The organism is Bacteroidales bacterium, from assembly GCA_035353855.1.
Lineage (GTDB): Bacteria > Bacteroidota > Bacteroidia > Bacteroidales > CG2-30-32-10 > DAOQAK01.
Map to the genome: position 1 here is coordinate 26602 of DAOQAK010000005.1, position 23985 is coordinate 50586.

Below are 23985 nucleotides of genomic sequence, written 5' to 3' on the forward strand. Positions count from 1 at the left end.
TTTACACGGATTTTTTACGGATAGAGTTTTTAAAATGATAAAATGACAGAATGAATGACAGAATAAATATTTTGATGGTGCTTATGATGTGTTTAATGTTACATCTTATAAAATAACATCGAGCATTTACAAGGTGGATTACCACAATGGGGACACATGTATTTTTTTTTAATAGAATCGTTGTACCAGTAATTTTTTATTTCTGTTATGAGTTTGAACCCTATGGTTTCAACCAGGTTCTTTGCATTTGCAATATCACCGCTTTTCCAAACAGTGGTACATATTACATCAATATTTTCAATTTTTTTCATTACACGGATTAATTCATCAGCCATATCGTGTGCAATGTGTGTATGTCGGTATTCTTCTTTTACACAAATGGTTTCGGCATATCCCATATAACCGTCATCAGTAACTTTTTTCTCAAAAGGCTTATCTACCTTCAACAGGCTTTTTTTAAATTCGGATTTTTTTAGTATTTCACCTTTTACAAAACCAACAATTTCGTTATTAATCTTATAAATCCTGATAACTTTCTGCGGATTTAAAATGTAATCTTTTATTGATTCATAAGTCTGAAAATTTTTGCCAACAAATTTATCCGACATTTGCAGCACAAGCGCTATCTCCTCTTCTTTCAATTCGGTTATCATAAAGTATGCATTATTATTGGTTGATTAAATTATCTTCGGCGAAATTACAAACATTCTGTAAAATAAATGATGACTTTATAGAGTAGCTTAAAGAAGCGATTATACCTATTATATATATGTAATAACTCAATAAATTTTCAATGGTATTAATCAAAAAACAGAAAAATTTGAAGTGAAGTAATGGTTTATACCGACAGAAAAGAGTTTTGCAAAAATATTTTTTGTTTTCTGTACGGTATAATATCCATGTTAAAGTAAATTCCGGCTGAATTTCTGTTTTGAATTTATTCATCATGGTTGGTGCAAATTTAAGTTTGTATTGAAATTTTATAAAAAGCCCAATGCTTATATGTTTTAGTAATCACTACCATTATTATATTGAAATCAACCGCTATATGATGATATCGGGAATCCTTAGTCATTGCTAAAATAATGTTCTTCATAAAAATTTTTACTTTTTTACTTATCTATTATAGGCTAAAACTTTTTCTAATAATTATTTATTTGCATAACTATAGTTATTAATAACTTTGCAGTAAAGTTTTATAAATGATTATAATATAATGAATGAAAAGATATGGCATAAGGATTTTATCTTTCTAATTTTGTCAAACTTTTTGATGTATATTACCTATTATGCAATACTTTCATCATTACCTATTTATTTAGTAACCGATCTTCAAGCATCTAAAATGCAGGTAGGAGTAGTGGTTGGAGTATATACCATTGCTTCAATACTGGTACGTCCGTTTTCTGGTTTTGCACTTGACAGATTTGGTCGCCGTATTGTTTTTTTATTGGCTTTAATAATTTATACGATATTGTTTGCAGGCTATCTGGTTGCTATTTCTATCACATCAATAATAACACTTCGTTTTGCTCAGGGCCTGGTCTGGGGATTTACCACGGTTTCGGGTTCAACCATAGCAGTTGATATCATTCCGGTATCGAAAAGAGGTGAAGGGATAGGATATTTTGCACTTTCAACAACACTGGGGATGTCAGTAGGACCGATTATCGGATTATTTATTTGTCATCATTGGGGTTATTTTGCCATGTTTATTTCGGGATGTTTTATCAGTTTTATCAGTTTGATTTGTGCATATGCTATTAATCTGCGCAAACGATTTATTGTAGGGAAAAGAATTAAATTAAAGCTGAACAGCATGTTTGATAAAAATTCTGTACGTCCTTCATTAAATGTTGTAATAACTATGATCTCATATGGTGGGTTGCTATCGTTTATTGCTCTTTATGGTCGTGAGATAGGGGTTCAGAATTCTTCCCTTTATTTCCTGATTCTTTCTGCGGGTATTGCAGCAGCACGACTTACTGTAGGCAAGGTGTTTGACAGGAGTGGTCCGCGAAAAATTATTACTTTATGCCTGATTCTTCTGATCATAGGGTTTCCGATGCTGGCAATAGCGAAAAATGAAGTTCTATTTTATATGTCTGCAATAATTATTGGATTTGGTAATGGAGTCATATTTCCAACGTTTCAGTCGATGGTTAATAATATTGCAGCACCCGAACATCGCGGAGCTGCAAATTCTACGCTATACACAGCAGTAGATCTTGGAATGGGTTTCGGGATGATCATGGCCGGGTTGATTGCACAGTATATTTCTATTCCTGCTATCTTTTGGATGAATGCAATGGTAAGTATTACAGGGTTATTATTTTTCCGCTTATTTGTCCTTAAATCATACGAGAATAAATAGAGTCGTGCATTCACGCTGAAATCTCTTAACTACTATATGTTTGCAATAGTTTGTTCAAGTATAATGTAAAAGCATCCTTCATTATATCTTCGTGTTTATACATTAACCGACCTTCGGTAAAACTTATTAGAAACATTATCCGATTGTAATCGGTTATAAACGAATTTTAAACGAAACTAAATATGTAAAAACCGAGTGATGGTTTTGCACTACTGTTACTTTGCTGCATCAAACAATTTAAAAAAATCTAAAATCTAAAATTTTTGAATTATGAAAACAACAATGAACAAAGTAGAATTAAATGGTTATGTGGGAACAGAACCGGAAATGCAAACAACAAAAACAGGAAGTAAAGTAATGCGTATTACGCTTGCTACACACGAAAGTTTTAAAAGAAAAACCGGCGAGTGGGTTAGTAATACCACATGGCATAACGTGGTACTGTGGAATAAAGTTGCCGAAATGGCTAATGAGTTTCTGAAAAAAGGAAGTCGTGTAACGCTTCGGGGCAAATTGATAAATCGCGAGTATACTGATAAATTTGGTATAAAACGAACAATATCGGAAGTCGTAGCCGGTGAGTTTGCATTAAATGTTGCGGCTTAAAAGCCTAATCCCGAATTTCTTATTGTCTTTCCGAGCGCAGCGAGGAAACCAAAGTAAATAGCATTTAGAATTGCTTCGCTTCGCTCAGCAAGACAAATAAAAAAGTAAAGTATTTTTTCTTTTTGTCTTTCCGAGTGTAACGAGGAAACTAAATTGATGTTATTCCGAGTTGTTTCGCTTCGCAATACAAGACATCACGAAGCCTACACCCTTCCCTCCGCCGCGGCGGATTAAGGGGAAGGGATGGGGATGGGGGTAAAAAAATATATTCCTAATTTCATTGTCTTTCCGAATGAAATGAGGAAACTAAAGTAAATAGTATATAGAGTTGCTTAGCTTAGCAAGACAATGTAATAAATTTATGGTAAAATTTATTTCCTGAATTGCCTTATAAAATCTTCCACTTCAGGAACGCCACCCTGGTAGATTAAATAACCATTATAAGGTTCACGTCGTGTTATTTCATCGTTGATAGGCGTGAGCATTATTTCTTTTACCTTTTCCAGGTCGTTCGTTTGTCCTAATGCCCAACCAAGTTTTATGTAAGCTACTTCGGGTAACATATTTTCGGCAGGAATAATTCCTTTTGCCATAAGGTCGCGACCTGTGTCGTAAACAAACATATGAACATATCCCCATAAAGTTTGAACGGTCATATAAATAGCAACACCTTTTTTAACTGCTCTTTCAATTGCCGGATAAATGGGTTTATTCACATGACCAAGACCTGTTCCTATAATTATGATTCCTTTATATCCGTTATCAACCATTGAGTCAATCATATCAGGATTCATATTGGTATAATAATAAAGCATACCAACTTTTTCTTCAAAATAAGGAAGTATGGTAACGTTGCGGTCTTTGCGCCGATGATTATAAATTTGTTTTATGGGTTTAACGCCTTGTCGTGTAACTGTTGCTAATGGAGTATCGCCAATAGTGCGGAATGTAGAGCGATAAGAAGAATGCATTTTTCTTACTCTTGTTCCCCTATGCAGGAAAGCGTAGTCGTCGGAAGTAGGTCCAAACATACATACCATAGTTTCGGCAATATCACCGTGACCTGCGGCAGTTGCAGCATGCATAAGGTTCAGTGCGGCATCGGACGAAGGCCTGTCGGATGAACGCTGCGAACCTACAAGAACAATTGGTATTGGTGAATTCTGAACCATGAATGTTAATGCCGCAGCAGTGTAATGTAACGTATCCGTACCATGTCCTATAATGATCCCGTCAATACCATTTTCAATTTCTTTGCCTATGGCAACAGCCAGTTTTTTATATTGTTCCGGGCCCATATTTTCGCTGAATACAGCAAAAACTTTTTCCGTAGTAAGGTTACAAATATCTGCCAATTCAGGAACGGCGCCATAAAGTTCACCGGGGCTGAATGCAGGAATTACAGCACCTGTGCGGTAGTCGAGGCGCGATGCAATAGTTCCGCCGGTTCCTATCAACTTAACTTTTGGCAATCCGTCGGTATAAGGAAATTCCTTTTCAGGAATCTTATAGTTGGCTTTTTTATAACCGGTTTCTTTCATGCCGGTAACAGTATCAGTATCAATCCCGATATTATATCCTGTAATGATTTTAAGAACGATATGTTTGTCATCATCGTTTTCGGAACGTGGCAATATAGTACCCTGAAAAGCTCCGCGGGTAGTGTTTATTTCAGCTTGTCCCCATACACGTACATTATATTTTTTAAGCAAATCAAGCGCTGTGCCTTTATACCCCTGGAAAAAATCTTCTGACATAATTTAGTATTTACGATTTACGAATGTTGATTTTTAATTATTGAACTTCTTTAAAAAGTTGAACAAAAGGAATATTTCCAATAGCTTTCTTTCTAAGTTCTCCCATTATCCATTTTGTTTCAACGTGGTCTTCATTTTTGCGGCGGATATTTTTGAATTTTTCTTTAAGAAAAGGAATCAGGGCAATAATATCACTTGAAGAAACTTTTGTAAAATTGATGCTTAACAATATGGAATCGAAATCCATTTGCGGATGTTCGTATAAAACGGGAATTATTTTTTTCACAATTTCCTTGTCGAGTTTTTGTTCACGAATGTATTTGAACATGTCGTAAATTTTTTCGTAATTAAAAGTGGAAACAGGTTTGAAGTGCCCTTCAATAAACTTCAGTGTGTGTCCGTAAAAGGTTCCGATAAATTTTGAATCGAACTTTAATTCATTCACAATTTTTTCAATCATTGGGTAATGATTGCGTTTAAGAATGTAATTGTAAGTATCTTCAGGAATTTTCCATTTAATAAGTTGGTGATAACGTTCAATAACTTCTTCGGGCAAATCCTGACGAAGCTTATTAATATAAGCATCTTCCAGTGGAATAGGTTTAGAGTCGGTATCGGGATACATGCGATCGGCACCGGGAAGCACGCGCTCAAAAATAGTAGTTCCATCACCGAACGATTTGCGGGTTTCTTTTGGAATACCTTCAAATGCCATCCTGCAACGTTCTTCAATAGTTTCGAGAGCGGTTTTTATATCTTCTTCAGGCGCCCAGAAAATGATTTGTGCATCGCCATCAGATGTTTTCAATAACTTTTTAATTTTATCGGAATCCTTTTCATTGATCAATTGTTGAATATCTTCCGAATGGGTCATATTGGGTCTTTCAATGCAGGCAATAACTTTAAGGCGTTCGCTAATGTCATCGGCAAACATTTTTCCGGGTTGCGTAAAATGCGAAAGTATGCCTTCGAACATAGGCAGGTTAACAGCAATAAGTTTATTCTTGTTTGCTTTGGCTGCTTTTATTGGAGGATAGGCGGTAAGTTTATGCCCGGTATAAGGCAGCTCAACAGACGATATTTTCCAGTTTTTGGTATCAGAAATTCTTTCATTTAAAATTTTGCGAACATTCAGTAATGCCCATTGGCGGAAACATTCGTTGTGGGTAAGCTCAGGTATCCATTTGGTATGAGCAACACCTTTGATTTCAACACGTGTTCCTCCTTTACAACTTACATTCACATCTTCACGTCCTGCGCCAATTCCTGTGCGAACCAGTCCGGTACTGCGGTTCAGGAAACGTATATAGTCGCAGGCTTCCTTTACTTCATCAGGATTAACCATGTCGGGGTAGGTAACAGTTTCTATTAGCGGCATACCCAGCCTGTCGGTTTTATAAATACGTGTATGACGAATATCGCTGACTTCACGGCAAGCATCTTCTTCGAGGCTTAATTGTATCAAACGTATTTTTTTATTTTTCATACTAAACTCACCTTCAACGCCGATAATCGCGGTTCTCTGAAAACCTGTGGGAATGCTGCCATCGAGATATTGCTTACGTGTAACATGAACTTCACCAACAATTTTAAGTTTTGAAAGATGTGAAATTCTAATGGCTGCCGCCAGCGCTTCCCTGTTTAAAGGAAATGGCGGTGTGTCGTCAACTTCGTAAGTACAGGTGGTCTCATTTTTTATTCTGTAAATGATTTCTTTCCTGGTTTTAAATTCCATGAGTGCAGTGCCATCGTATTCACCGAGTTCACTGAGAGTTGGACGCATGTGGCGTATTACTTCTGCATCATAAACCTCATTTTCATGGAAACAACCTGCCGGGCAACGGCAAAAAAGTTTTTCTTTAGTTTTTAATTGCTGGTGTACTTCGAGCCCCGACATAAAGCCTATCCTGTTATATGTTTCCTGGGTTGCCTGTTTACGTGGAACGTATCCTATAGCCTCGCGTGTATCATTATAATTTTTTACCGGATCGATCTTCTTTTTCATGAATCAGAAGGATTGTTATTAGTTAGTCTGAAAATTTAAATAATTTTTAAGTTTATTTTTTAAGACTTCAAAAGTATATAATATCTCATATATTGAAAAAATATTCAGGATAATTATTAAAAGATGTTGATAAAGAATTCATTTTAATTCTGAATTCAGAATTCAGAATTCTGAACTTTTTCCTGGACTACTTTTTCAATCACTTGCGGAAAATATTTATGCTCCAGTTCATGTATGCGTGTGGCAAGGGTTTCGGGAGTATCATTCATTTTAACTTCACAACGTGCCTGGAAAATTATATTTCCTTCGTCGTATCTTTCATTCACATAATGTATACTGATGCCTGATTCTTTTTCCCCGTTTGCAATAACAGTTTCGTGAACATGTTCGCCGTACATGCCTTTACCGCCGTATTTTGGAAGAAGAGCAGGGTGTACATTTATTATTTTATCGGGAAATTTCTTTATCAGTTTTGCTGGTACCATTAGTAGAAATCCTGCAAGTACAATAAAATCAATTTTATATTCCGAAAGTTTTGCTTCAACAATATCGGTTTCTTTTAATTCTTTTGGAGAAAATACAAATGATGGAACATTCAGCATTTGCGACCTTTTCAGGACATATGCATCTTCTTTATTTGATAATACAAGCGAAACGGATATATCATTTCTTCCTTTAAAATATTCAATAATATTTTGCGCATTCGTTCCGCTACCCGATGCAAAAATTGCTATTTGTACCATATTACATATTTGCTGATAATCCGAAAAAATATTTTTCAAATTTCCGTAACTTTATTAAATAAATAACATAATAATTTCACAAATTTATTCCTGCTTACAGTTCGCTTTTTTAACATTTTTAATGGCAATGCAGTATAACCGTGAAAATTTTAACATTTTTTAACTAAAATATAATTATATAAAATATTGTATATCAGATTAATGTAATAGGTTAGGGCAAAAAGTAACCTTAAAGTTTTGGTTATAATTGTATATTTTCATTTCTTTGCAGCCTGTTAAACTAAAAAATATTTAAAATGTCAGACATTGCAACAAGAGTAAAAGCTATCATTATTGATAAGCTGGGTGTAGATGAAAAAGAAGTTACACCTGAAGCTAGTTTCACAAACGACCTGGGTGCTGATTCTCTCGACACTGTTGAGCTGATCATGGAATTCGAAAAAGAATTCAACATTGCTATTCCCGACGATCAGGCTGAAAAAATCGGTACTGTTGGTGAAGCTATTGCTTATATAGAAAATAACAATAAAGGGTAATTAATATCTTTTATCTATGGAACTGAAACGAGTTGTCGTTACAGGAGTTGGCGCAATTACTCCATTAGGAAATACTGTTCCGGAATTCTGGGATAACCTTCTTAATGGAGTAAGCGGCGCTGATACGATCAAACGTTTTGATGCATCAAAATTTAAAACACAGTTTGCCTGTGAAGTAAAAGATTACGATTCCTCAAAATATTTTGACCGCAAAGAAGTTCGAAAATATGATCGTTATGCTCAGTATGCAATAATATGTGCAGACGAAGCATTTAAGGATTCAAATATTGACCTGGAAAAAATCGATAAACAAAAAGCCGGAGTTATCTGGGCTTCGGGTATTGGCGGATTAGATACTTTTCTTAATGAAGTTTCTGATTATGCTAAAGGTGATGGAACACCAAGATTCAACCCATTTTTTATTCCCAAGATGATTGCTGATATAGCAGCAGGACATATTTCCATTAAATATGGATTTATGGGACCTAACTTTACTACTACTTCAGCATGTGCTTCATCAACCAACTCAATTATCGATGCCTTTAATTATATTCGTTTTGGTAAAGCAAATATAATTATTACAGGTGGCTCTGAAGCTGCATGTAATCCGGCTGGTGTAGGTGGATTTAATTCTATGCAGGCTCTTTCTACAAGAAATGATGACCCGAAAACAGCATCACGTCCGTTCGACAAAGACCGCGATGGTTTTGTTCTTGGCGAAGGTGGTGGCGCATTAGTTTTTGAAGAACTTGGTCATGCACTTGCACGCGGAGCAAAAATATATGCTGAAGTTGCAGGGGGCGGACTTTCTGCCGATGCATATCACATGACAGCCCCACATCCTGAAGGGTTGGGTGCTATGAATGTAATGAAAAATGCATTGGATGATGCCGGTATGAAACCCGAAGAAATTGATTACATTAATGTTCATGGTACATCCACTCCACTTGGGGATATTGCTGAAACCAAAGCAATACTCCAGGTATTTGGTGAGCATTCATATAAATTAAATATCAGCTCTACCAAATCAATGACAGGTCATTTACTTGGTGCAACCGGTGCTGTTGAAGCATTGGCTTCAATTCTGGCTATTCAGAATGATCTTGTTCCTCCTACTATTAACCATTTTACTGATGATCCTGAAATTGACAATAAACTCAATTTCACATTTCATAAGGCTCAGAAAAGAACAGTGAATGCTGCATTAAGCAACACATTCGGTTTTGGAGGACATAATGCTTCTATCATCTTCAAAAAATATAAGGGATAATAAAAATTCTTAACATTGAAGCTGATTGCTCCCATTAAGGGAATCTTATCAAAAGAAAAAAAACTTATTAATTTCATTAAGAATGTTTTCGGTTATTATCCCGAAAACATTCTTATTTATAAGCTGGCTTTTTGCCATCGTTCGGCTGCTACAAAAGAAATAAAAGGATTAAAGATCAGCAATGAACGACTGGAATATTTAGGCGATGCAATATTAAGCGCAGTAATTGCTGATTATCTTTTTCGAAAGTTTCCAAATAAAGATGAGGGTTTTTTAACAGAAATGCGTTCACGTATCGTTAGCCGCGAAAGTTTAAACAAGCTTGCCGAGAAACTGGGATTTGGGAAATTAATTGTTACCGGTAGCGGGAATAATATTTACCGTTCGATGAATGGCGATGCTTTCGAAGCTTTTGTTGGCGCAGCTTACCTTGACAAAGGGTTTAGTTTTACAAAAAGAATTATTATTAACAGGATAATTAAGTATCACATCGATATTGATGAACTGCAGAATAAAGATAGTAATTATAAAAGCAAACTTATTGAATGGGCACAGCGTGAAAAAAAACAGGTTGAATTTGTTGTAGTGGAGGAAAGTGGCACCGGTTATAATAAACAATATATTGTAACGGCAATGGTTGATAAAATTCCATATGGAACCGGACGCGACTATGCAATTAAAAAAGCAGAACAACATGCTGCCGAAAAAGCTATAGAATACATTTCTGAAAAAAATTCAATGTAGCATCAGGGAAATATTTTTTATACCTTTATCTTTTATTTCCATTTGTCATGCCTAAAAAATTAAAACTCGATTCAAATTTTGATAATGACTATACTTTGCTGGGCATTGCTTCGCATCACCGCGATTATCGGCTGATTTGGGCCTTGAATGAAAAAATGCAACTGCGAATGTCGAAAATGGATAACCTGAAAGTGTTCAATGATAAGAAAAATGAACTCCAGGAATTTTCACTTTATTATTTCGACGAACCCCAAACATTTAAATCGTATTATTTCATAACTAATCTTGGCGAGCAGGGATTTCTTTTTCCAGAATACAAACAAATGAATTTTTTCCTTCTGATAAAAGGTAATGTGACCGAAGCCATAAAAAATGAAATGGTAAAAGATATTTATTCGTTGGGCATAGTGCTAACGGTTCATACAATAACTTTGAGTACAATTAAGAGTATAAATAATTTTTTCTCCGACCTTGAATTACACATGCTTGATATTGGAAAGAAGACAAAAGAGAAGAAATAATACCGAATGAAATTTTTTCACCTGAAAAAAATAATTAAATTTGCACACCTTAAATTTACGCCCGGATGGCGGAATAGGTAGACGCGTTGGTCTCAAACACCAATGATAGCAATATCGTGCCGGTTCGATTCCGGCTTCGGGTACAAGAGCTAAGACCTTTGATTTTCAAGGGTCTTATTTTTTTGAGAACAAATAAATATAATGCTACCCATATATTCCATTATACAAAATATTTTTTTCATGGGAAAAGTTAACCGTATATTTTGTAAAAATTTTCTGATAGCCTTGTCCTGATATCTATCTATTGATAGCGCGTATGCCAATGGTTCATGTGCGTTTAGCGTAGCGTAAAGCGTGTAAAAAAGGTCATTCTAAGTTTACGTGGGTCATTCTGAGTTTATCGAAGAATGGAGCGTTGGCTAAGTGGTCAATGGTTGTAAGGTGTGGCAACTGGTTAAGTCGAAGGTTATTAGGTTAAGGTTGTATCTCCATCAACAAAATTTTCAATTTAATATTTTCTATTTTCAATCATCAATTTGCTATTATTTTTTCAAAAATTTTAAGAATGAGTAACAAGTATTTTTACCTGTTTTTTTAGGTATTTATACTGAAGTAAAATATTATATGATAAATGGTAATTTTGTTTGGTTCATTAATTTATATGTTATACTCGTTCTTATCAGGTTTGCAAAAGCAAAACTGTTTAGAACGAGTTATACCGTACAGAAAACAAAAAATATTTTTGCAAACCTTTTTTCTGTCGGTATAAATAAATTTTTTAACACAAAAAATAAATTTTATTGTAGGGGTAAAATAATTTTTTTGTGTATTAGTATAAAAATAAACTAAGAAAATAATCAAAGCCTAATTATAAATTTAAAAACAAAAAAAATGAAAAAGAAAATGCGCATATTTTTATTAACGGTAACCATACTTACATCCATTGTATTACAACCCGGATGTAAAAAAGATCACGGTGATGTTCCAACAATTCCTCCTAAGTCTGCATTTGTAATGGAATTTTCTGCCCTGGATTCGAATAATACAGGAGGAAAGTTTTTTGGAAAAGTTGATTCAGTAGGGCAGTATAGCAATTATCTTTTTGCCGCAGGAAATGTTTGTGTTTGGAATGTTATTATAAATGTTGGTCTTGCTGTTCCTGTAGCTTCTTTTGTACATGCATTCGGTTACCAGGCTGAATGGAATAACAGTGCAGACTGCTGGGAATGGAAATATGATTATACAGTTATTACTACCTATTCGGCAAAACTTCAGGCTAAAGTTACCGGGAATACAGTTCATTGGGAAATGTATATTTCCAAACAAAATGATTTCCAGGATTTCCTTTGGTATTCGGGCGATTCGCAACTTGATAATACCGAAGGTACATGGACACTTTATGATAATCCTATAAGTAATAAAGAACTTCTTGGAATAGTTTGGCATAAGGATGATATAAATGGAACAGCTGATATTACTTATACCAATATTGTTCCCGGTGGTGCTGAAAATGGTGGTTATATCTCCTATGGAATAACAACAGATACTACTTACAATGCATACTATAATATTTATAACAAAGGGAAAAATAATCTTACAAGTATCAAGTGGAATGTTGCCAATAAAAACGGTCAGGTAAGCGACTCATTACATTTTGGCGATAATGTTTATCATTGCTGGGATGAAAATTATATGAACACAAATTGCCAGTAAGAATTATCGGATTGAAGATAAATATCTCTAAAATAAGCCTGAATTTTTTCAGGCTTATTTTATGATTAACATCTACGGTTGACCCAAAAGTTACTGCTTAAAAAAATTTGCTAACTCAATAAAATTAACTCATTTGCTTATAATAATTTTTCCTGATTTTATTTTTCCTGATTTATTGTAAACATTCAGTAAGTAAAAACCATTTTTTAAATTATTTATCGAGATATTTATAATTGAATTATTCTCGAATTCTGTAGATAGAATTTCCTTTCCTGTGTAATCAAATAATTTACTTTTTATTTCTGAATTTTTTGGATTGTAAATTTGAATTTTATTAGTAACTATAGTTGAAAAAATATTTATGCTCTTTTCTTTTTCAGTTAATGAGTTTGATGAAGTTGTATTAACTCTTGTCCAGTCCACTTTTGTACTGTCTGTTCCGTAATATTTAATATTCACCAAAGCATTTCCAATAGTATTTGTATAAAATGTATAGTAGCGCTGATCAATAGTATTAACGCGCTGTACAGCCGATAGCCACCCAATATATTTTACTCTAACCCAGGTACTGTCATTAGTTATTTTTCTCATGTTTTGTCGTAGCGCAGGAAACGAACCATCGGGTGTTATTACTGTTCCCCATGCATCAATAGTGGAAGTGATGTAATTATGTTCAACTTGCCTTACCGTATCTACATTTAAGCCCAGGTAAGTTTTTCCATAGTAGATCTTCTGATTAAAATAACTTGTATCAGTAAACGAAGTATTGAATGTTGTGGGAAAAGTAAGCATGGTTTCGGTATTACTATATACAACAGCTGCAATAACGCCGTTTCCGACAAGGTCGCCTGTTGCACCTAAAAGCTGAACAGATGATGAAGTACTTTTTAAATACGGATTGATAGAATCGTTAATAACCGCACAAATATTGGCTTGCGGAAAGTTTGAACTTAAACTTCCTGTGGTAGCAGGGTCAACAAAATGTATTGTAATTGTAGTGTCGGCCTGAAGTGCTGAAAAATCCCAAACCTGGTTGCCGCCAGTATTTCCGGGTGTAATAGATGTTCCGGGCGATTTGTCGGTTGCCTGATTCAGGGTGGTTCCAATACTAGCAAAATCGGTTTGCGAAATTGTAATCTGTGCATTTATGTTAATGCACGTTACAAATAAAATAATAAATGAGATTAATTTTTTCATTGGGGTGTGTGATTAAATTAACGCAATAAATGTATAGAATATCAATAAATTAATTTGTAAAAAAAATCAGAATTTTTACAAATTAAAAATTTTATTTGATGAGAAAGTTAATATTCAATTCAAACTGTAAGTTTAACTTTTGAAATGTAGAAAAATATAAATAGAATAACAGTTAAAAAATAATTTAAGATTGTATTAATTGTTATTTTCTTCCATTAACTTTTTAACCAGTTCAGGAACACCTGTTCCAGCCTTTTCTTTAATGATAGTTAAATTTCTTACTGCAACAGCAGCAGCTTTCGGGTCGATTAAATATTTTGGAACATGATGTGGAACATAATTCAGCAATCCTGCTGCGGGATATACATTTAATGATGTTCCTATTACTATGAATATATCTGCTTTTTCAGATAGGTGAGCTGCTGGAACGATATTAGGAACGGCTTCGCCAAACCATACTATATGTGGACGTAGCTGAGAACCATTCTCGCATTTATCACCTTTTTTTAATTCCCATCCATCAATTTCATAAATTAAATTTTCATCAACACTGCTTCTTGCTTTTTTAAGTTCACCATGAAGATGCAGTATTTTCGAGCTTCCTGCGCGTTCGTGCAGGTCATCAACATTTTGTGTGATGATGTGAACATCGAATTTTTTTTCAAGCTTTGCAAGTGCATAGTGAGCAGCATTAGGCTTTACATCATATAATTGTTTTCGGCGTTGGTTATAAAATTCAAGAACCAAATCCTGGTTATTTAACCATGCATCGTAAGTGGCAACATCTTCAATACGGTATTCTTCCCACAAACCATCTGAATCGCGAAACGTTTTTATCCCGCTTTCAGCGCTAATACCTGCTCCTGTAAGAACAACAATTTTTTTCATAAATGTTTTTTCAAAATTAAAAAAAGTTAACCAGATTCAAAAAACTTATATACTTTTAGATTTTCAGAAAAATTGTACTTTTACACTTTCCTGTACTTGTAAAACAAACAAAAAAATATAAGAATATGGAACCTATTAAATTAAACCTGGAAAACCTGGACAAAGCTTTTCCTGATAATTTTACGCAAGAACAAATTGCTAAGGCAAAAACTCTTTTTTTAAAAAAACTTGCTGAAAGTGCTCATAAGTTTTATGAAGGAAAAATCCAAACCATTCCTAAAGCACCGGTACCGGGTTTTAATTGGTTTAATGTATGGTACACTCCGGGTGTATCAAAGGTTTCTACAGATATCAGGGATAACAATAATGCTTCTTTTGAATTAAGTAACCGGGGAAATCTTGTGGCTGTAGTAAGCGATAGTACACGCGTTTTGGGTGATGGCGATTGCACACCTCCGGGGGGATTAGGAGTTATGGAAGGTAAAGCGTTCCTGATGAAGTATCTTGGCGGAATTGATGCGGTTGCATTATGTGTTGACAGTCGTGATAAAAACGGGAAAAACGATCCTGATAAAATTATCGATTTCGTAAAAATGTGTCAGCATAGTTTTGGCGCAGTTAATTTGGAAGATATTTCCCAGCCAAATTGTTTTAAGGTTCTTGATGTTTTGCGTGAAGAATGTGATATTCCTGTATGGCATGATGATGCACAGGGTACAGCATGTGTTACTCTTGCCGGTTTGATTAATGCATTGAAACTGGCTAAAAAATCAATAAAAGATGTAAAAATTGTTTTCATGGGTGCAGGTGCATCAAATACAACTATAGCCCGTTTGATTATTACAGATGGTGGCGACCCTAAGAAAATGGTTATGTTCGATACGAAAGGTTCTCTGAATACCGATAGGGAAGATATTCGCAAAGACACCCGTTTCTATCGTAAATGGGAATTATGCGAGCAAACTAATCCTAATAAAATAAAAACTATTGAAGAAGCGATGAAAGGCGCTGATGTGCTTATTTCATTAAGTACACCGGGACCTGATACCGTTAAGCCGGAATGGATTCGCAGCATGGCTCCGAAAGCAATAGTGTTTACTTGTGCCAATCCGATACCTGAAATTTATCCTTATGCAGCAAAAGAAGCAGGAGCATTTATAGTTGCTACAGGTCGTGGCGATTTTCCAAACCAGGTAAATAATTCAATAGGATTTCCTGGAATTTTAAAAGGAGCCCTTCTTGTTAAAGCAAAAAAAGTTACCGATAATATGGCTATTGCTGCTGCACATTCATTGGCCGATTATGGCGAAAGAAGAGGAATAAATCCTGAGAACATTGTTCCAACCATGAGCGAAGCCGGTGTATTTCCTGAAGAAGCTGCCGATGTGGCAATGCAGGCTATTAAAGACGGTGTTGCACGTGTAAAAATTTCACGCGAAGAAGCTTTTGCAAAAGCTGATGCCGATATAAAACAAGCACGTGCCATGACCGAAACATTGGTTGATAAAGGTTATATAAAGCAACCATCACAGGAAATGTTACAGGAAGCCATTAGCTGGGCAGTTAATCAGGTTAAGAAATAAATATTAATAAAGTATTTTATTAGTATTTTCAACACCCAATAATAAACATCTCGATATCATTGATTATTGGGTGTTGTTAATGTAAGTACTAAAAAGAGTTATAAATAAAATTAAGAATAAATGTTTTCATACATTGAAGGTTTACTTGTTGAAAAAAGTCCTGCACTTGCAGTAATCGACTGTGGTGGCGTTGGGTTTAAACTGAATATCTCTTTGAATACCTATTCACAATTAAAGGAAATCAACCTGAAATGTAAATTATTTACACATCTTGCTATTAAATCAGAAGCTACCAACCCTGTAGGACTTGTATTATACGGCTTTTTCACTGAAGATGAGCGTTCGCTTTTTCAGGAACTGATATCAGTGAATGGAGTAGGATATAATACTGCAAGATTAATATTATCATCATTAACAACAAATGAAACTGTTTCAGCAATTTCTAATGGCGATATTTTAACGTTTAGAAAAGTAAAGGGAATAGGTGAAAAGACGGCTCAAAGAATAATTATCGAATTGCGTGATAAAATTTCTAAAATTTCAGGTTCCAAAGAAATTTTAACATCAGTAGGCAATACTTTAAGTAATGAAGCGTTAACTGCATTAATTATGCTTGGTTTTAACCGCAATGCTGCATTAAAAGCAATTGATAAAGTTATTAAGAACGAAGGAGTTAACATTACACTGGAAGATATTATTAAGCAGTCGTTAAAACTTTTATGAACAAATTACCGTATAAAATGTTTAAGCTGAACAGTAAAAAATTTTGGTAAGAATATTAAAATATCTGGTTCAATTTTTCACCCTGGCATTTTTATTTTTAATTGTCTGGGGATCGAACGCTGCTTTTATTAGTGGCAATTACGAGAAACTTATTACACCCCCCGATACAATTCCTGATGACACCACTCTTCAATATCCATTTAACCAGGGATACAATTATCCATTTGATGGAAACCAGGATGACCATTCGTTATATTTACATAATCCTTCAAATATTTCCGACAGCGTAATTTATGATCCCGAAACAAATACATATATTTTTAAAAATTCTGTTGGTAATTATGATATCAATCCACCAAACAGTATGTCGTTTGAAGATTATTCAAAATATGATATTGATAAATCATTAAAAGAATACTGGCAAGAAAGAAATGCAACTAGCGGACTTGGTGGGTCAAAATCCGGAATTCCAAAAATACATGTAGGAGGTTCTGCATTTGAAGGTATCTTCGGAAGTAACACTATTGATATTCGTCCGCAAGGTTCGGCAGAATTGATTTTTGGATTAAATGCGATGCGTCGTGATGATCCTTCACTGGACGTGAAACAAAAGAAAACAGCCAATTTCGATTTTCAGGAAAAAATTCAGATGAATGTAACTGCAAAAATCGGTGACAAGATTGAGCTTGGTACAAGCTATAACACCGAAGCAACATTTGAATTTGAAAATAAAATGAAATTAGCCTATGAAGGGAAAGAAGATGAAATTGTAAAACTTATTGAAGCCGGTGATGTTACGCTTCCTTTGAACAGCACCCTGATTTCAGGAAGCCAAAGTCTTTTCGGATTAAAAACCAAACTTCAATTTGGTAAAACTACATTAACTAACGTTTTTTCGCAGCAAGAAAGCCAGACTTCAACAATTGAGGTTTCAGGTGGAGCTCAAACCAACGACTTTGATGTAAAAGCTGACCAATACGAAGAAAATAAACATTTCTTTATTGCTCAATATTTTCGTGATAAATATAATGATGCTTTAAAAGAATTACCTATTGTTAATTCCAATATTAATATTACTAAAATAGAAGTATGGGTTACAAATATTGGAGCTGCAACAACAGATAACAGGAATATAGTGGCATTTATGGACCTTGGAGAACATAATCCATATAATTCTTCTGTTATTAGTCCTTATACAGATTTTCCTCCTTCTAATAAATCTAATAACCTGATGACAGATTTGATAGATACTTCTAAAATCAGGAATATTAATTTGGTTAATTCATATCTTGGAAGCAGCCCGTTTTATTTTATTTCAGGTCAGGATTATGAAAAGGTAGAGCTTGCACGAAAACTTTTACCAACAGAATATAGTTTCAATAGCAAGCTAGGTTTTATTTCACTTAATTCATCATTGAATGCAGACCAAACACTGGCTGTAGCATATCAATATACAATAGTTGGAAGTGATTCAGTATACCGGGTTGGTGAATTTTCAACAGATTTGGCAGACCCAAATGCTTTAGTTGTAAAGTTATTGAAAAGCACTTCGCTGAATACTAAAATTCCTTTATGGAAATTAATGATGAAAAATGTTTATTCTATTGGAGCCTACCAGGTAAACAGTGAAGATTTTAGATTAAATGTTGTTTATACCGCTGCGGAGAACGGTATCCCTGCTGGTTTCTTTACTAGTGGCAATGTAAGTGGTATTGCAATAATTAAATTGCTTAATCTCGATAATTTAAATACACAACTTGATCCAACTCCCGATGGAGTGTTTGATTTTATTGATAAAGCAGCTACAGAAGGTGGAACAATTCAAGCTTCCAACGGACGAGTATATTTTCCTGTACTTGAACCCTTCGGAAAAGATTTAAGAGCGCTTTTTACCGACCAGGCTATTGCCGATAAATATTGTTTTGATTCCTTGTATACTTTAACAAAGACAGGCGCACAGCAATATCCGGATAAAAATAAATTCAACATCCAGGGAACTTACAAATCATCATCAAGTTCAGAAATATCATTGAATGCAATGAATGTTCCTCAGGGTTCGGTAAAGGTTAGCGCCGGTGGAATTCAACTTACCGAAAATGTTGATTATACCGTTGATTATACTTTAGGTCGTGTAAAAATTATTAATGAAGGAATTTTAAATTCAGGTACACCTTTACAAATTTCTCTTGAAAATAATTCGGCATTCAGTATTCAAACTAAAACTTTAATGGGTACACATATTGACCATGTTGTGAATAAAAATCTTACACTTGGCGGTACGATACTTAATCTAACTGAAAGACCAATTACCCAAAAAATAAATTATGGAGATGAACCTATTTCAAATACAATTTGGGGGCTGAATGGAACTTATGAAAAAGAATCAAATCTTATTACCAGGATGGTTGATCTTTTACCATTCTACAGTAGTAAAACGCCTTCTAAAGTTTCGCTCACAGGTGAATTTGCACACTTGATTCCCGGTCATGCCCGTGCTATAGGTAAAACAGGAACTTCTTATATTGATGATTTTGAAGGAAGCAAATCGTCAATTGATATGAAGAATATAAGCTCGTGGTTTCTTGCCAGTACACCCCAGGATTTTAATACAAATGGTGCATTATTTCCCGAAAGCAAATTAAATACGGGTTTAGCATATGGATATAACAGGGCAAAATTCTGCTGGTATGTTATTGACCCCTTGTTCGTAAAAAACAGTAATCTTACGCCAGATCATATTACAAAAGATGACCAGTCAAATCATTATGTTCGAATGATTTTAGAAACGGAGGTTTTCCCTAAAAAAGAAAGTTCTACCGATCAGCCAACTTCTCTGGCTGTTTTAAATCTGGCATATTATCCGGGTGAAAGAGGTCCATATAATTATGATGTGAATCCAACGGTATATTCCGATGGATGTAATTCCGATGGAAAACTTAATAATCCTGAAACGAGATGGGGAGGTATCATGCGTAAAATTGAAACTACTGATTTTGAAAGCACAAACATGGAATATATTGAATTCTGGATGATGGACCCATTTATTGATCCTGATGGTGCAGGTCCTTTACAGCCAGTTCAAGATGGTGGAGATTTGTATTTTAACTTAGGAGATGTTTCCGAAGATGTTTTACGCGATTCCCGCAAAAGTTATGAAAATGGATTACCTATTTCTGCCACTGTAACAAATGTTGATACAACTATATGGGGTCGCGTTCCTACAGTACAATCTCTTGTTAATTCATTTGATAATAACGAAGAGTCCCGCCCATATCAGGATGTTGGTCTTGATGGTTTAATGGACAGTGATGAGAAAACATTTTTCGATACAACATATATTCAGAAAATAAATAACGCTTTCGGAAGCAATTCCCCTGCATATCTGCAGGCAATAGAAGACCCGTCTTCTGACGATTATCATTATTTCAGGGGAACCGATTATGATAATTCAAAAACCAGTATTCTTGATAGGTATAAAAAATTTAATGGTATAGATGGTAATTCGCCAACAAGCTCACAGGTGCCAAATGGTTCCGTTTCTGAAAATTATCCTGTTCAGGCCACTACTATTCCAAACATTGAAGATATTAACCGTGACAATACTTTAAGTGAAGCAGAACGTTATTTCCAATACAGGGTGCAACTTGTTCCGAATAAAATGACGGTAGGCGATAATTATATTACAGATGTTTATACTGTTACAAAAACATTAGAGAATGGAACTTCTGCCGAAGTAAAATGGTATCAGTTTAAAATTCCTATTCACAGTCCTGATAAAGTGGTAGGTAATATACAGGATTATAAATCTATTCGCTTCATGCGTATGTTTATGAAAGGTTGGACAGAGAATGCTGTTTTACGTTTTGCCACATTAGAACTCTCTCGTGGCGAATGGCGCAAATATAATTATTCACTTTTATCGCCTGGCGAATATATTCCTGATGATAATGTGAACGAAACCACTTTTGATATTTCAGTAGTTAACATTGAAGAAAATACAAAAAAAGAACCTATCCCTTATGTCATTCCTCCTGGTATTGAAAGAGAGATAAACCTTGGTACTACCAATTTACAGCAATTGAATGAACAATCACTTTCTTTAAGAGTATGCAATCTGTTGGATGGTGATGCAAGAGCTTGTTATAAAACATGCGAGTTTGATATGCGCCAGTTTAAAAAAATTAAAATGTTTGTTCATGCTGAAGCGAGTGGTGTAGAAGATGCATTAAAATATGGCGATCTTACTGTGTTTATGAGGTTGGGTACTGATTTCACCAGCAATTATTATGAATATGAAATTCCTTTAACCCCAACGGCATGGAATGTTTCAGCTGACGATGATACATTGATATGGCCTACTGCCAATATGTTTGATGTGGTATTAAGTGATTTCCAGGAAGCCAAACTTCAGCGTAATGTTGATATGAGAACGGATGGATCGGGAGTTACTCTTTTATCACCTTATGCTTATTATGATGATAAAGGAAATAAAATTACCGTTTTAGGTACCCCTTCATTAAGTGATGTTCGTGTGATTATGATTGGTATCAGAAATCCAAAAAAATCAATGAACACACCCAGCGATGATGGTTTGCCAAAATGTGCAGAAGTTTGGGTGAATGAATTAAGGCTTACTGATTTTGATGAAAATGGCGGATGGGCTGCTACTTCTACTGCTAATATTACTCTTGCTGATTTAGGTAGTGTTACTCTTGCCGGAAAAATTACAACTCCAGGTTTCGGAGGTATTGAAGATAAAGTGAATGAAAGACTGAAAGAAACCACAGCATCTTATGATGTAGCAACCCAAATTGAATTAGGGAAATTCTTACCTGAAAAAACAGGATTAACCATACCTCTTCATTATGATTACTCGGAAATTGTAAGCAGTCCGCAGTATAATCCATTGGATCCCGATATCTTATTAAAAGATGATTTAAATTCATACGAAAATAAAAGTGATCGCGACTCAATAAAAAAATTAGTTCAGGATTATACGATGCGCAAGAGTTTGAACTTTGTTAATGTGAAAAAAGAAAAAACCGGTACTTCAACAAAAGCACATATATATGATGTGGAAAATATCGACCTTACTTATAAATTCACTGAACAATATCACAGAAATGTTGATATAGACTATGACCGGAAAAAAACATATTTTGGTGAAGTAGGATATACTTATTCCAATACTCCAAAAAATTATACTCCTTTATCGAAGGTGAAATTTTTATCTAAGAATACTTTCAAACTGGTAAAAGATTTCAATTATAATTTAATGCCAAAAGCTTTAACATTCCGTACAAATATTGACAGAGGTTATAGTGAAAACTTATTACGGAATAAAAGCGAAGCCATATTATTAATTGAACCTACTTATGTAAAAACTTTTAACTGGAATCGTGATTATGGTTTAAAATGGGATATTACCCAAAACCTGAAAGTAGATTTTACAGCCAATACAATTGCACGTATTGACGAACCTCCCGGTGAGATTGATAATGCTAATGCCGATTTGGATTGGAAGAAGGATTCGATAATACGTAATATAAAGAACCTGGGGCGTATGACTAATTATGATCAGGCTTTAGCTGTGAATTATTCATTACCTATCAATAAAATTCCTTTATTAAATTGGGTTACGGCAACAGCAAAATATACCGGTGGGTATTCATGGGATGCAGCTCCTTTATCTGCTACTAAGCTTGGTAATACTATTGAAAACACAAACAATAAACAGCTTAACGGGAATTTTAATTTTACCACTTTATATAATAAGATTCCTTATCTGAAAAAATTAAACCAGCAGAAGGCAAGTACCAAAGCGCCTCCTTCTAAAGTAAAGAAAGATGCTGATTCAACAAAGACCGATACGATAAAAACGAATATTGTAAAATCATTATCTGATAACTTGTTGAAATTCCTGATGGGAGTTAAAACGGTTTCATTTGCATACTCTCAGGGGAATGGAACTTATATACCCGGATTTTTACCAAGTCCTGTTGTTTTAGGTCAGGACTGGAACCGTAAAGATGGAATTCCTGCACCGGGACTGGGTTTTGTTTTCGGCGACCAAACCGATATAAGGAATATTGCTGATGGTTGGTTTTCAACAGACTCGATGCTAAATAATGCATATATCTTAAAATATACCGAAAACTTTACAGCACGTGCTACTATTGAACCTGTAAGTAAATTGAACATCGAGCTTTCAGCTACCAGAACATTCTCAAAAAATCATTCCGAATATTATAAATTTGATAACGATTCCGGGTATTTCAGGTCATTTAATCCTATAGAATCCGGTAATTACAGTGTTTCATTTCTAAGCTGGAACACAGCCTTTGTTATCGATGATAAAAAAACACATTCAAATGAAACATTTGAAAAATTCAAAGACTATCGCTTACAAATAGCTTTACGACTTGCAGAAGAAAATAATAACTGGGATCATACTTACACAAAAGATACTGTTTCGGGTGAACTTTATCCAACCGGCTATGGTCCAACATCGCAGGATGTATTAATACCTGCATTCCTTGCTGCATATACTAACAGAAGTGCAAAAACCATTTCTTTGAAACCTTTTGAAGAAAAATTTTCATTAAAGGATTTGCCCATGCCTAACTGGAAAATAACTTATAACGGTTTGACAAAAATTCCTTTTTTAAGCGATTTATTAAAATCAGCATCAGTAGACCATTCATATAAATCTACTTATACAGTAGGTGCATACACTACCAATGTTCTTTATAAAGAAAGCGATGATGGATGTGCTGTGGTACAAGATGAATTAAGTAATAATTTTATTCCGCAAAGAGAAATAGGACAAATAACCATTACCGAGCAGTTCAGCCCGCTTATTGGTATTGATATGACCTGGAATAATAACATGTTGACCAATTTTGAAATAAAAAAGAGCAGAAACATGTCATTGAGTTTTGCAAATAACCAGCTAACGGATATTAACAGTAGCGAATATATTGTTGGATTTGGCTACAGGATAAAAGATGTGGTTATTAACCTTAAAGGACGTAACGGACATAGTAAAAAATTAAAGAGTGATTTGAATATTAAATCCGATATATCGATTAAAAACAATAAAACCATTTTAAGAAAACTTCTTGAAGATTTAAACCAGGTTTCTACCGGTCAGCGCATCATAACCATTAATACCTCTGCTGATTATATGATTAACAGTAAGTTTACAGTAAAAATATTCTTTGATAAAATCATCACGAAACCGTTTATACAGACACAATTTTATAATGCTAACACAAATGCAGGATTCAGCCTGAAATTTACTCTTGCACAATAATCATTACAAT

Annotated in this window: 16 protein-coding genes and 1 tRNA gene; 11 read left to right on the forward strand and 6 right to left on the reverse strand. The window is 34.6% G+C overall.

The window, feature by feature from the left end:
- Window positions 1-98: 98 nt before the first annotated feature.
- Window positions 99-653 (reverse strand): GNAT family N-acetyltransferase, encoded by a 555-nt coding sequence (locus PKK00_02030; protein HNW97174.1) that lies wholly within the window; start codon window positions 651-653, stop codon window positions 99-101.
- A 563-nt stretch (window positions 654-1216) separates the two neighbouring features.
- Here PKK00_02030 and PKK00_02035 point away from each other — a divergent pair.
- The gene (locus PKK00_02035) at window positions 1217-2374 is read left to right on the forward strand and encodes an MFS transporter (GenBank protein HNW97175.1); all 1158 of its coding nucleotides are present in this window, start codon (window positions 1217-1219) and stop codon (window positions 2372-2374) included.
- Window positions 2375-2644: 270 nt separating this feature from the next.
- Window positions 2645-2980: a single-stranded DNA-binding protein gene (ssb, locus tag PKK00_02040; GenBank protein HNW97176.1), complete on the forward strand. Its 336-nt coding sequence runs from the start codon at window positions 2645-2647 to the stop codon at window positions 2978-2980.
- Between the two features lie 371 nt (window positions 2981-3351).
- Here ssb and gatD read toward each other — a convergent pair whose 3' ends face one another.
- From gatD to purN, 3 genes are all read right to left on the reverse strand, one after another.
- The gene (gene gatD / locus PKK00_02045; GenBank protein ID HNW97177.1) at window positions 3352-4737 is read right to left on the reverse strand and encodes a Glu-tRNA(Gln) amidotransferase subunit GatD; all 1386 of its coding nucleotides are present in this window, start codon (window positions 4735-4737) and stop codon (window positions 3352-3354) included.
- Between the two features lie 37 nt (window positions 4738-4774).
- Complete coding sequence (gene gatE / locus PKK00_02050; protein HNW97178.1) at window positions 4775-6742, reverse strand: Glu-tRNA(Gln) amidotransferase subunit GatE; 1968 nt, start codon at window positions 6740-6742, stop codon at window positions 4775-4777.
- Window positions 6743-6897: 155 nt separating this feature from the next.
- Window positions 6898-7485 (reverse strand): phosphoribosylglycinamide formyltransferase, encoded by a 588-nt coding sequence (gene purN / locus PKK00_02055; GenBank protein ID HNW97179.1) that lies wholly within the window; start codon window positions 7483-7485, stop codon window positions 6898-6900.
- Window positions 7486-7781: 296 nt separating this feature from the next.
- Between purN and PKK00_02060 the strand changes: the two genes are divergently transcribed.
- The 6 genes from PKK00_02060 (at window position 7782) to PKK00_02085 (ending at window position 12269) form a co-directional block, all read left to right on the forward strand.
- Window positions 7782-8021 (forward strand): acyl carrier protein, encoded by a 240-nt coding sequence (locus PKK00_02060; GenBank protein HNW97180.1) that lies wholly within the window; start codon window positions 7782-7784, stop codon window positions 8019-8021.
- A gap of 16 nt (window positions 8022-8037) precedes the next feature.
- Window positions 8038-9291, forward strand: coding sequence for a beta-ketoacyl-ACP synthase II (gene fabF / locus PKK00_02065; protein HNW97181.1), 1254 nt, complete (start codon window positions 8038-8040; stop codon window positions 9289-9291).
- 15 nt (window positions 9292-9306) lie between these two features.
- A complete protein-coding gene (rnc, locus tag PKK00_02070; GenBank protein HNW97182.1) occupies window positions 9307-10035 on the forward strand; it encodes a ribonuclease III in 729 nt (242 codons plus the stop codon).
- A 47-nt stretch (window positions 10036-10082) separates the two neighbouring features.
- A complete protein-coding gene (locus PKK00_02075; protein ID HNW97183.1) occupies window positions 10083-10556 on the forward strand; it encodes an IPExxxVDY family protein in 474 nt (157 codons plus the stop codon).
- Between the two features lie 59 nt (window positions 10557-10615).
- Window positions 10616-10699, forward strand: a tRNA-Leu gene (locus PKK00_02080).
- Window positions 10700-11447: 748 nt separating this feature from the next.
- Window positions 11448-12269, forward strand: a complete 822-nt coding sequence (locus PKK00_02085; protein ID HNW97184.1) for a hypothetical protein — start codon at window positions 11448-11450, stop codon at window positions 12267-12269.
- A gap of 129 nt (window positions 12270-12398) precedes the next feature.
- On the opposite strand, the gene PKK00_02090 is transcribed toward PKK00_02085, so the two are convergent.
- Together PKK00_02090 and PKK00_02095 are read right to left on the reverse strand one after the other, a co-directional pair.
- Window positions 12399-13466 carry a T9SS type A sorting domain-containing protein gene (locus tag PKK00_02090; protein ID HNW97185.1) on the reverse strand — a complete coding sequence of 356 codons (1068 nt, stop codon included), beginning with the start codon at window positions 13464-13466 and terminating at the stop codon, window positions 12399-12401.
- 195 nt (window positions 13467-13661) lie between these two features.
- The gene (locus tag PKK00_02095; protein HNW97186.1) at window positions 13662-14354 is read right to left on the reverse strand and encodes an NAD-dependent deacylase; all 693 of its coding nucleotides are present in this window, start codon (window positions 14352-14354) and stop codon (window positions 13662-13664) included.
- A 125-nt stretch (window positions 14355-14479) separates the two neighbouring features.
- Between PKK00_02095 and PKK00_02100 the strand changes: the two genes are divergently transcribed.
- From PKK00_02100 to sprA, 3 genes are all read left to right on the forward strand, one after another.
- Window positions 14480-15937, forward strand: a complete 1458-nt coding sequence (locus tag PKK00_02100) for an NADP-dependent malic enzyme (GenBank protein HNW97187.1) — start codon at window positions 14480-14482, stop codon at window positions 15935-15937.
- Between the two features lie 120 nt (window positions 15938-16057).
- Window positions 16058-16660 (forward strand): Holliday junction branch migration protein RuvA, encoded by a 603-nt coding sequence (ruvA, locus tag PKK00_02105; protein ID HNW97188.1) that lies wholly within the window; start codon window positions 16058-16060, stop codon window positions 16658-16660.
- Window positions 16661-16703: 43 nt separating this feature from the next.
- On the forward strand, window positions 16704-23975 hold the full coding sequence (sprA, locus tag PKK00_02110) for a cell surface protein SprA (GenBank protein HNW97189.1): 7272 nt from the start codon (window positions 16704-16706) through the stop codon (window positions 23973-23975).
- The last annotated feature ends 10 nt before the right edge of the window (window positions 23976-23985 follow it).

What these genes read in the sequence shown, in the direction of transcription:
- PKK00_02030 (HNW97174.1), bottom strand. Translation starts at nt 653, where the DNA reads ATGATAACCGAATTGAAAGAAGAGGAGATAGCGCTTGTGCTGCAAATG.
- PKK00_02035 (HNW97175.1), top strand. Translation starts at nt 1,217, where the DNA reads ATGAATGAAAAGATATGGCATAAGGATTTTATCTTTCTAATTTTGTCA.
- ssb (HNW97176.1), top strand. Translation starts at nt 2,645, where the DNA reads ATGAAAACAACAATGAACAAAGTAGAATTAAATGGTTATGTGGGAACA.
- gatD (HNW97177.1), bottom strand. Translation starts at nt 4,737, where the DNA reads ATGTCAGAAGATTTTTTCCAGGGGTATAAAGGCACAGCGCTTGATTTG.
- gatE (HNW97178.1), bottom strand. Translation starts at nt 6,742, where the DNA reads ATGAAAAAGAAGATCGATCCGGTAAAAAATTATAATGATACACGCGAG.
- purN (HNW97179.1), bottom strand. Translation starts at nt 7,485, where the DNA reads ATGGTACAAATAGCAATTTTTGCATCGGGTAGCGGAACGAATGCGCAA.
- PKK00_02060 (HNW97180.1), top strand. Translation starts at nt 7,782, where the DNA reads ATGTCAGACATTGCAACAAGAGTAAAAGCTATCATTATTGATAAGCTG.
- fabF (HNW97181.1), top strand. Translation starts at nt 8,038, where the DNA reads ATGGAACTGAAACGAGTTGTCGTTACAGGAGTTGGCGCAATTACTCCA.
- PKK00_02075 (HNW97183.1), top strand. Translation starts at nt 10,083, where the DNA reads ATGCCTAAAAAATTAAAACTCGATTCAAATTTTGATAATGACTATACT.
- PKK00_02085 (HNW97184.1), top strand. Translation starts at nt 11,448, where the DNA reads ATGAAAAAGAAAATGCGCATATTTTTATTAACGGTAACCATACTTACA.
- PKK00_02090 (HNW97185.1), bottom strand. Translation starts at nt 13,466, where the DNA reads ATGAAAAAATTAATCTCATTTATTATTTTATTTGTAACGTGCATTAAC.
- PKK00_02095 (HNW97186.1), bottom strand. Translation starts at nt 14,354, where the DNA reads ATGAAAAAAATTGTTGTTCTTACAGGAGCAGGTATTAGCGCTGAAAGC.
- PKK00_02100 (HNW97187.1), top strand. Translation starts at nt 14,480, where the DNA reads ATGGAACCTATTAAATTAAACCTGGAAAACCTGGACAAAGCTTTTCCT.
- ruvA (HNW97188.1), top strand. Translation starts at nt 16,058, where the DNA reads ATGTTTTCATACATTGAAGGTTTACTTGTTGAAAAAAGTCCTGCACTT.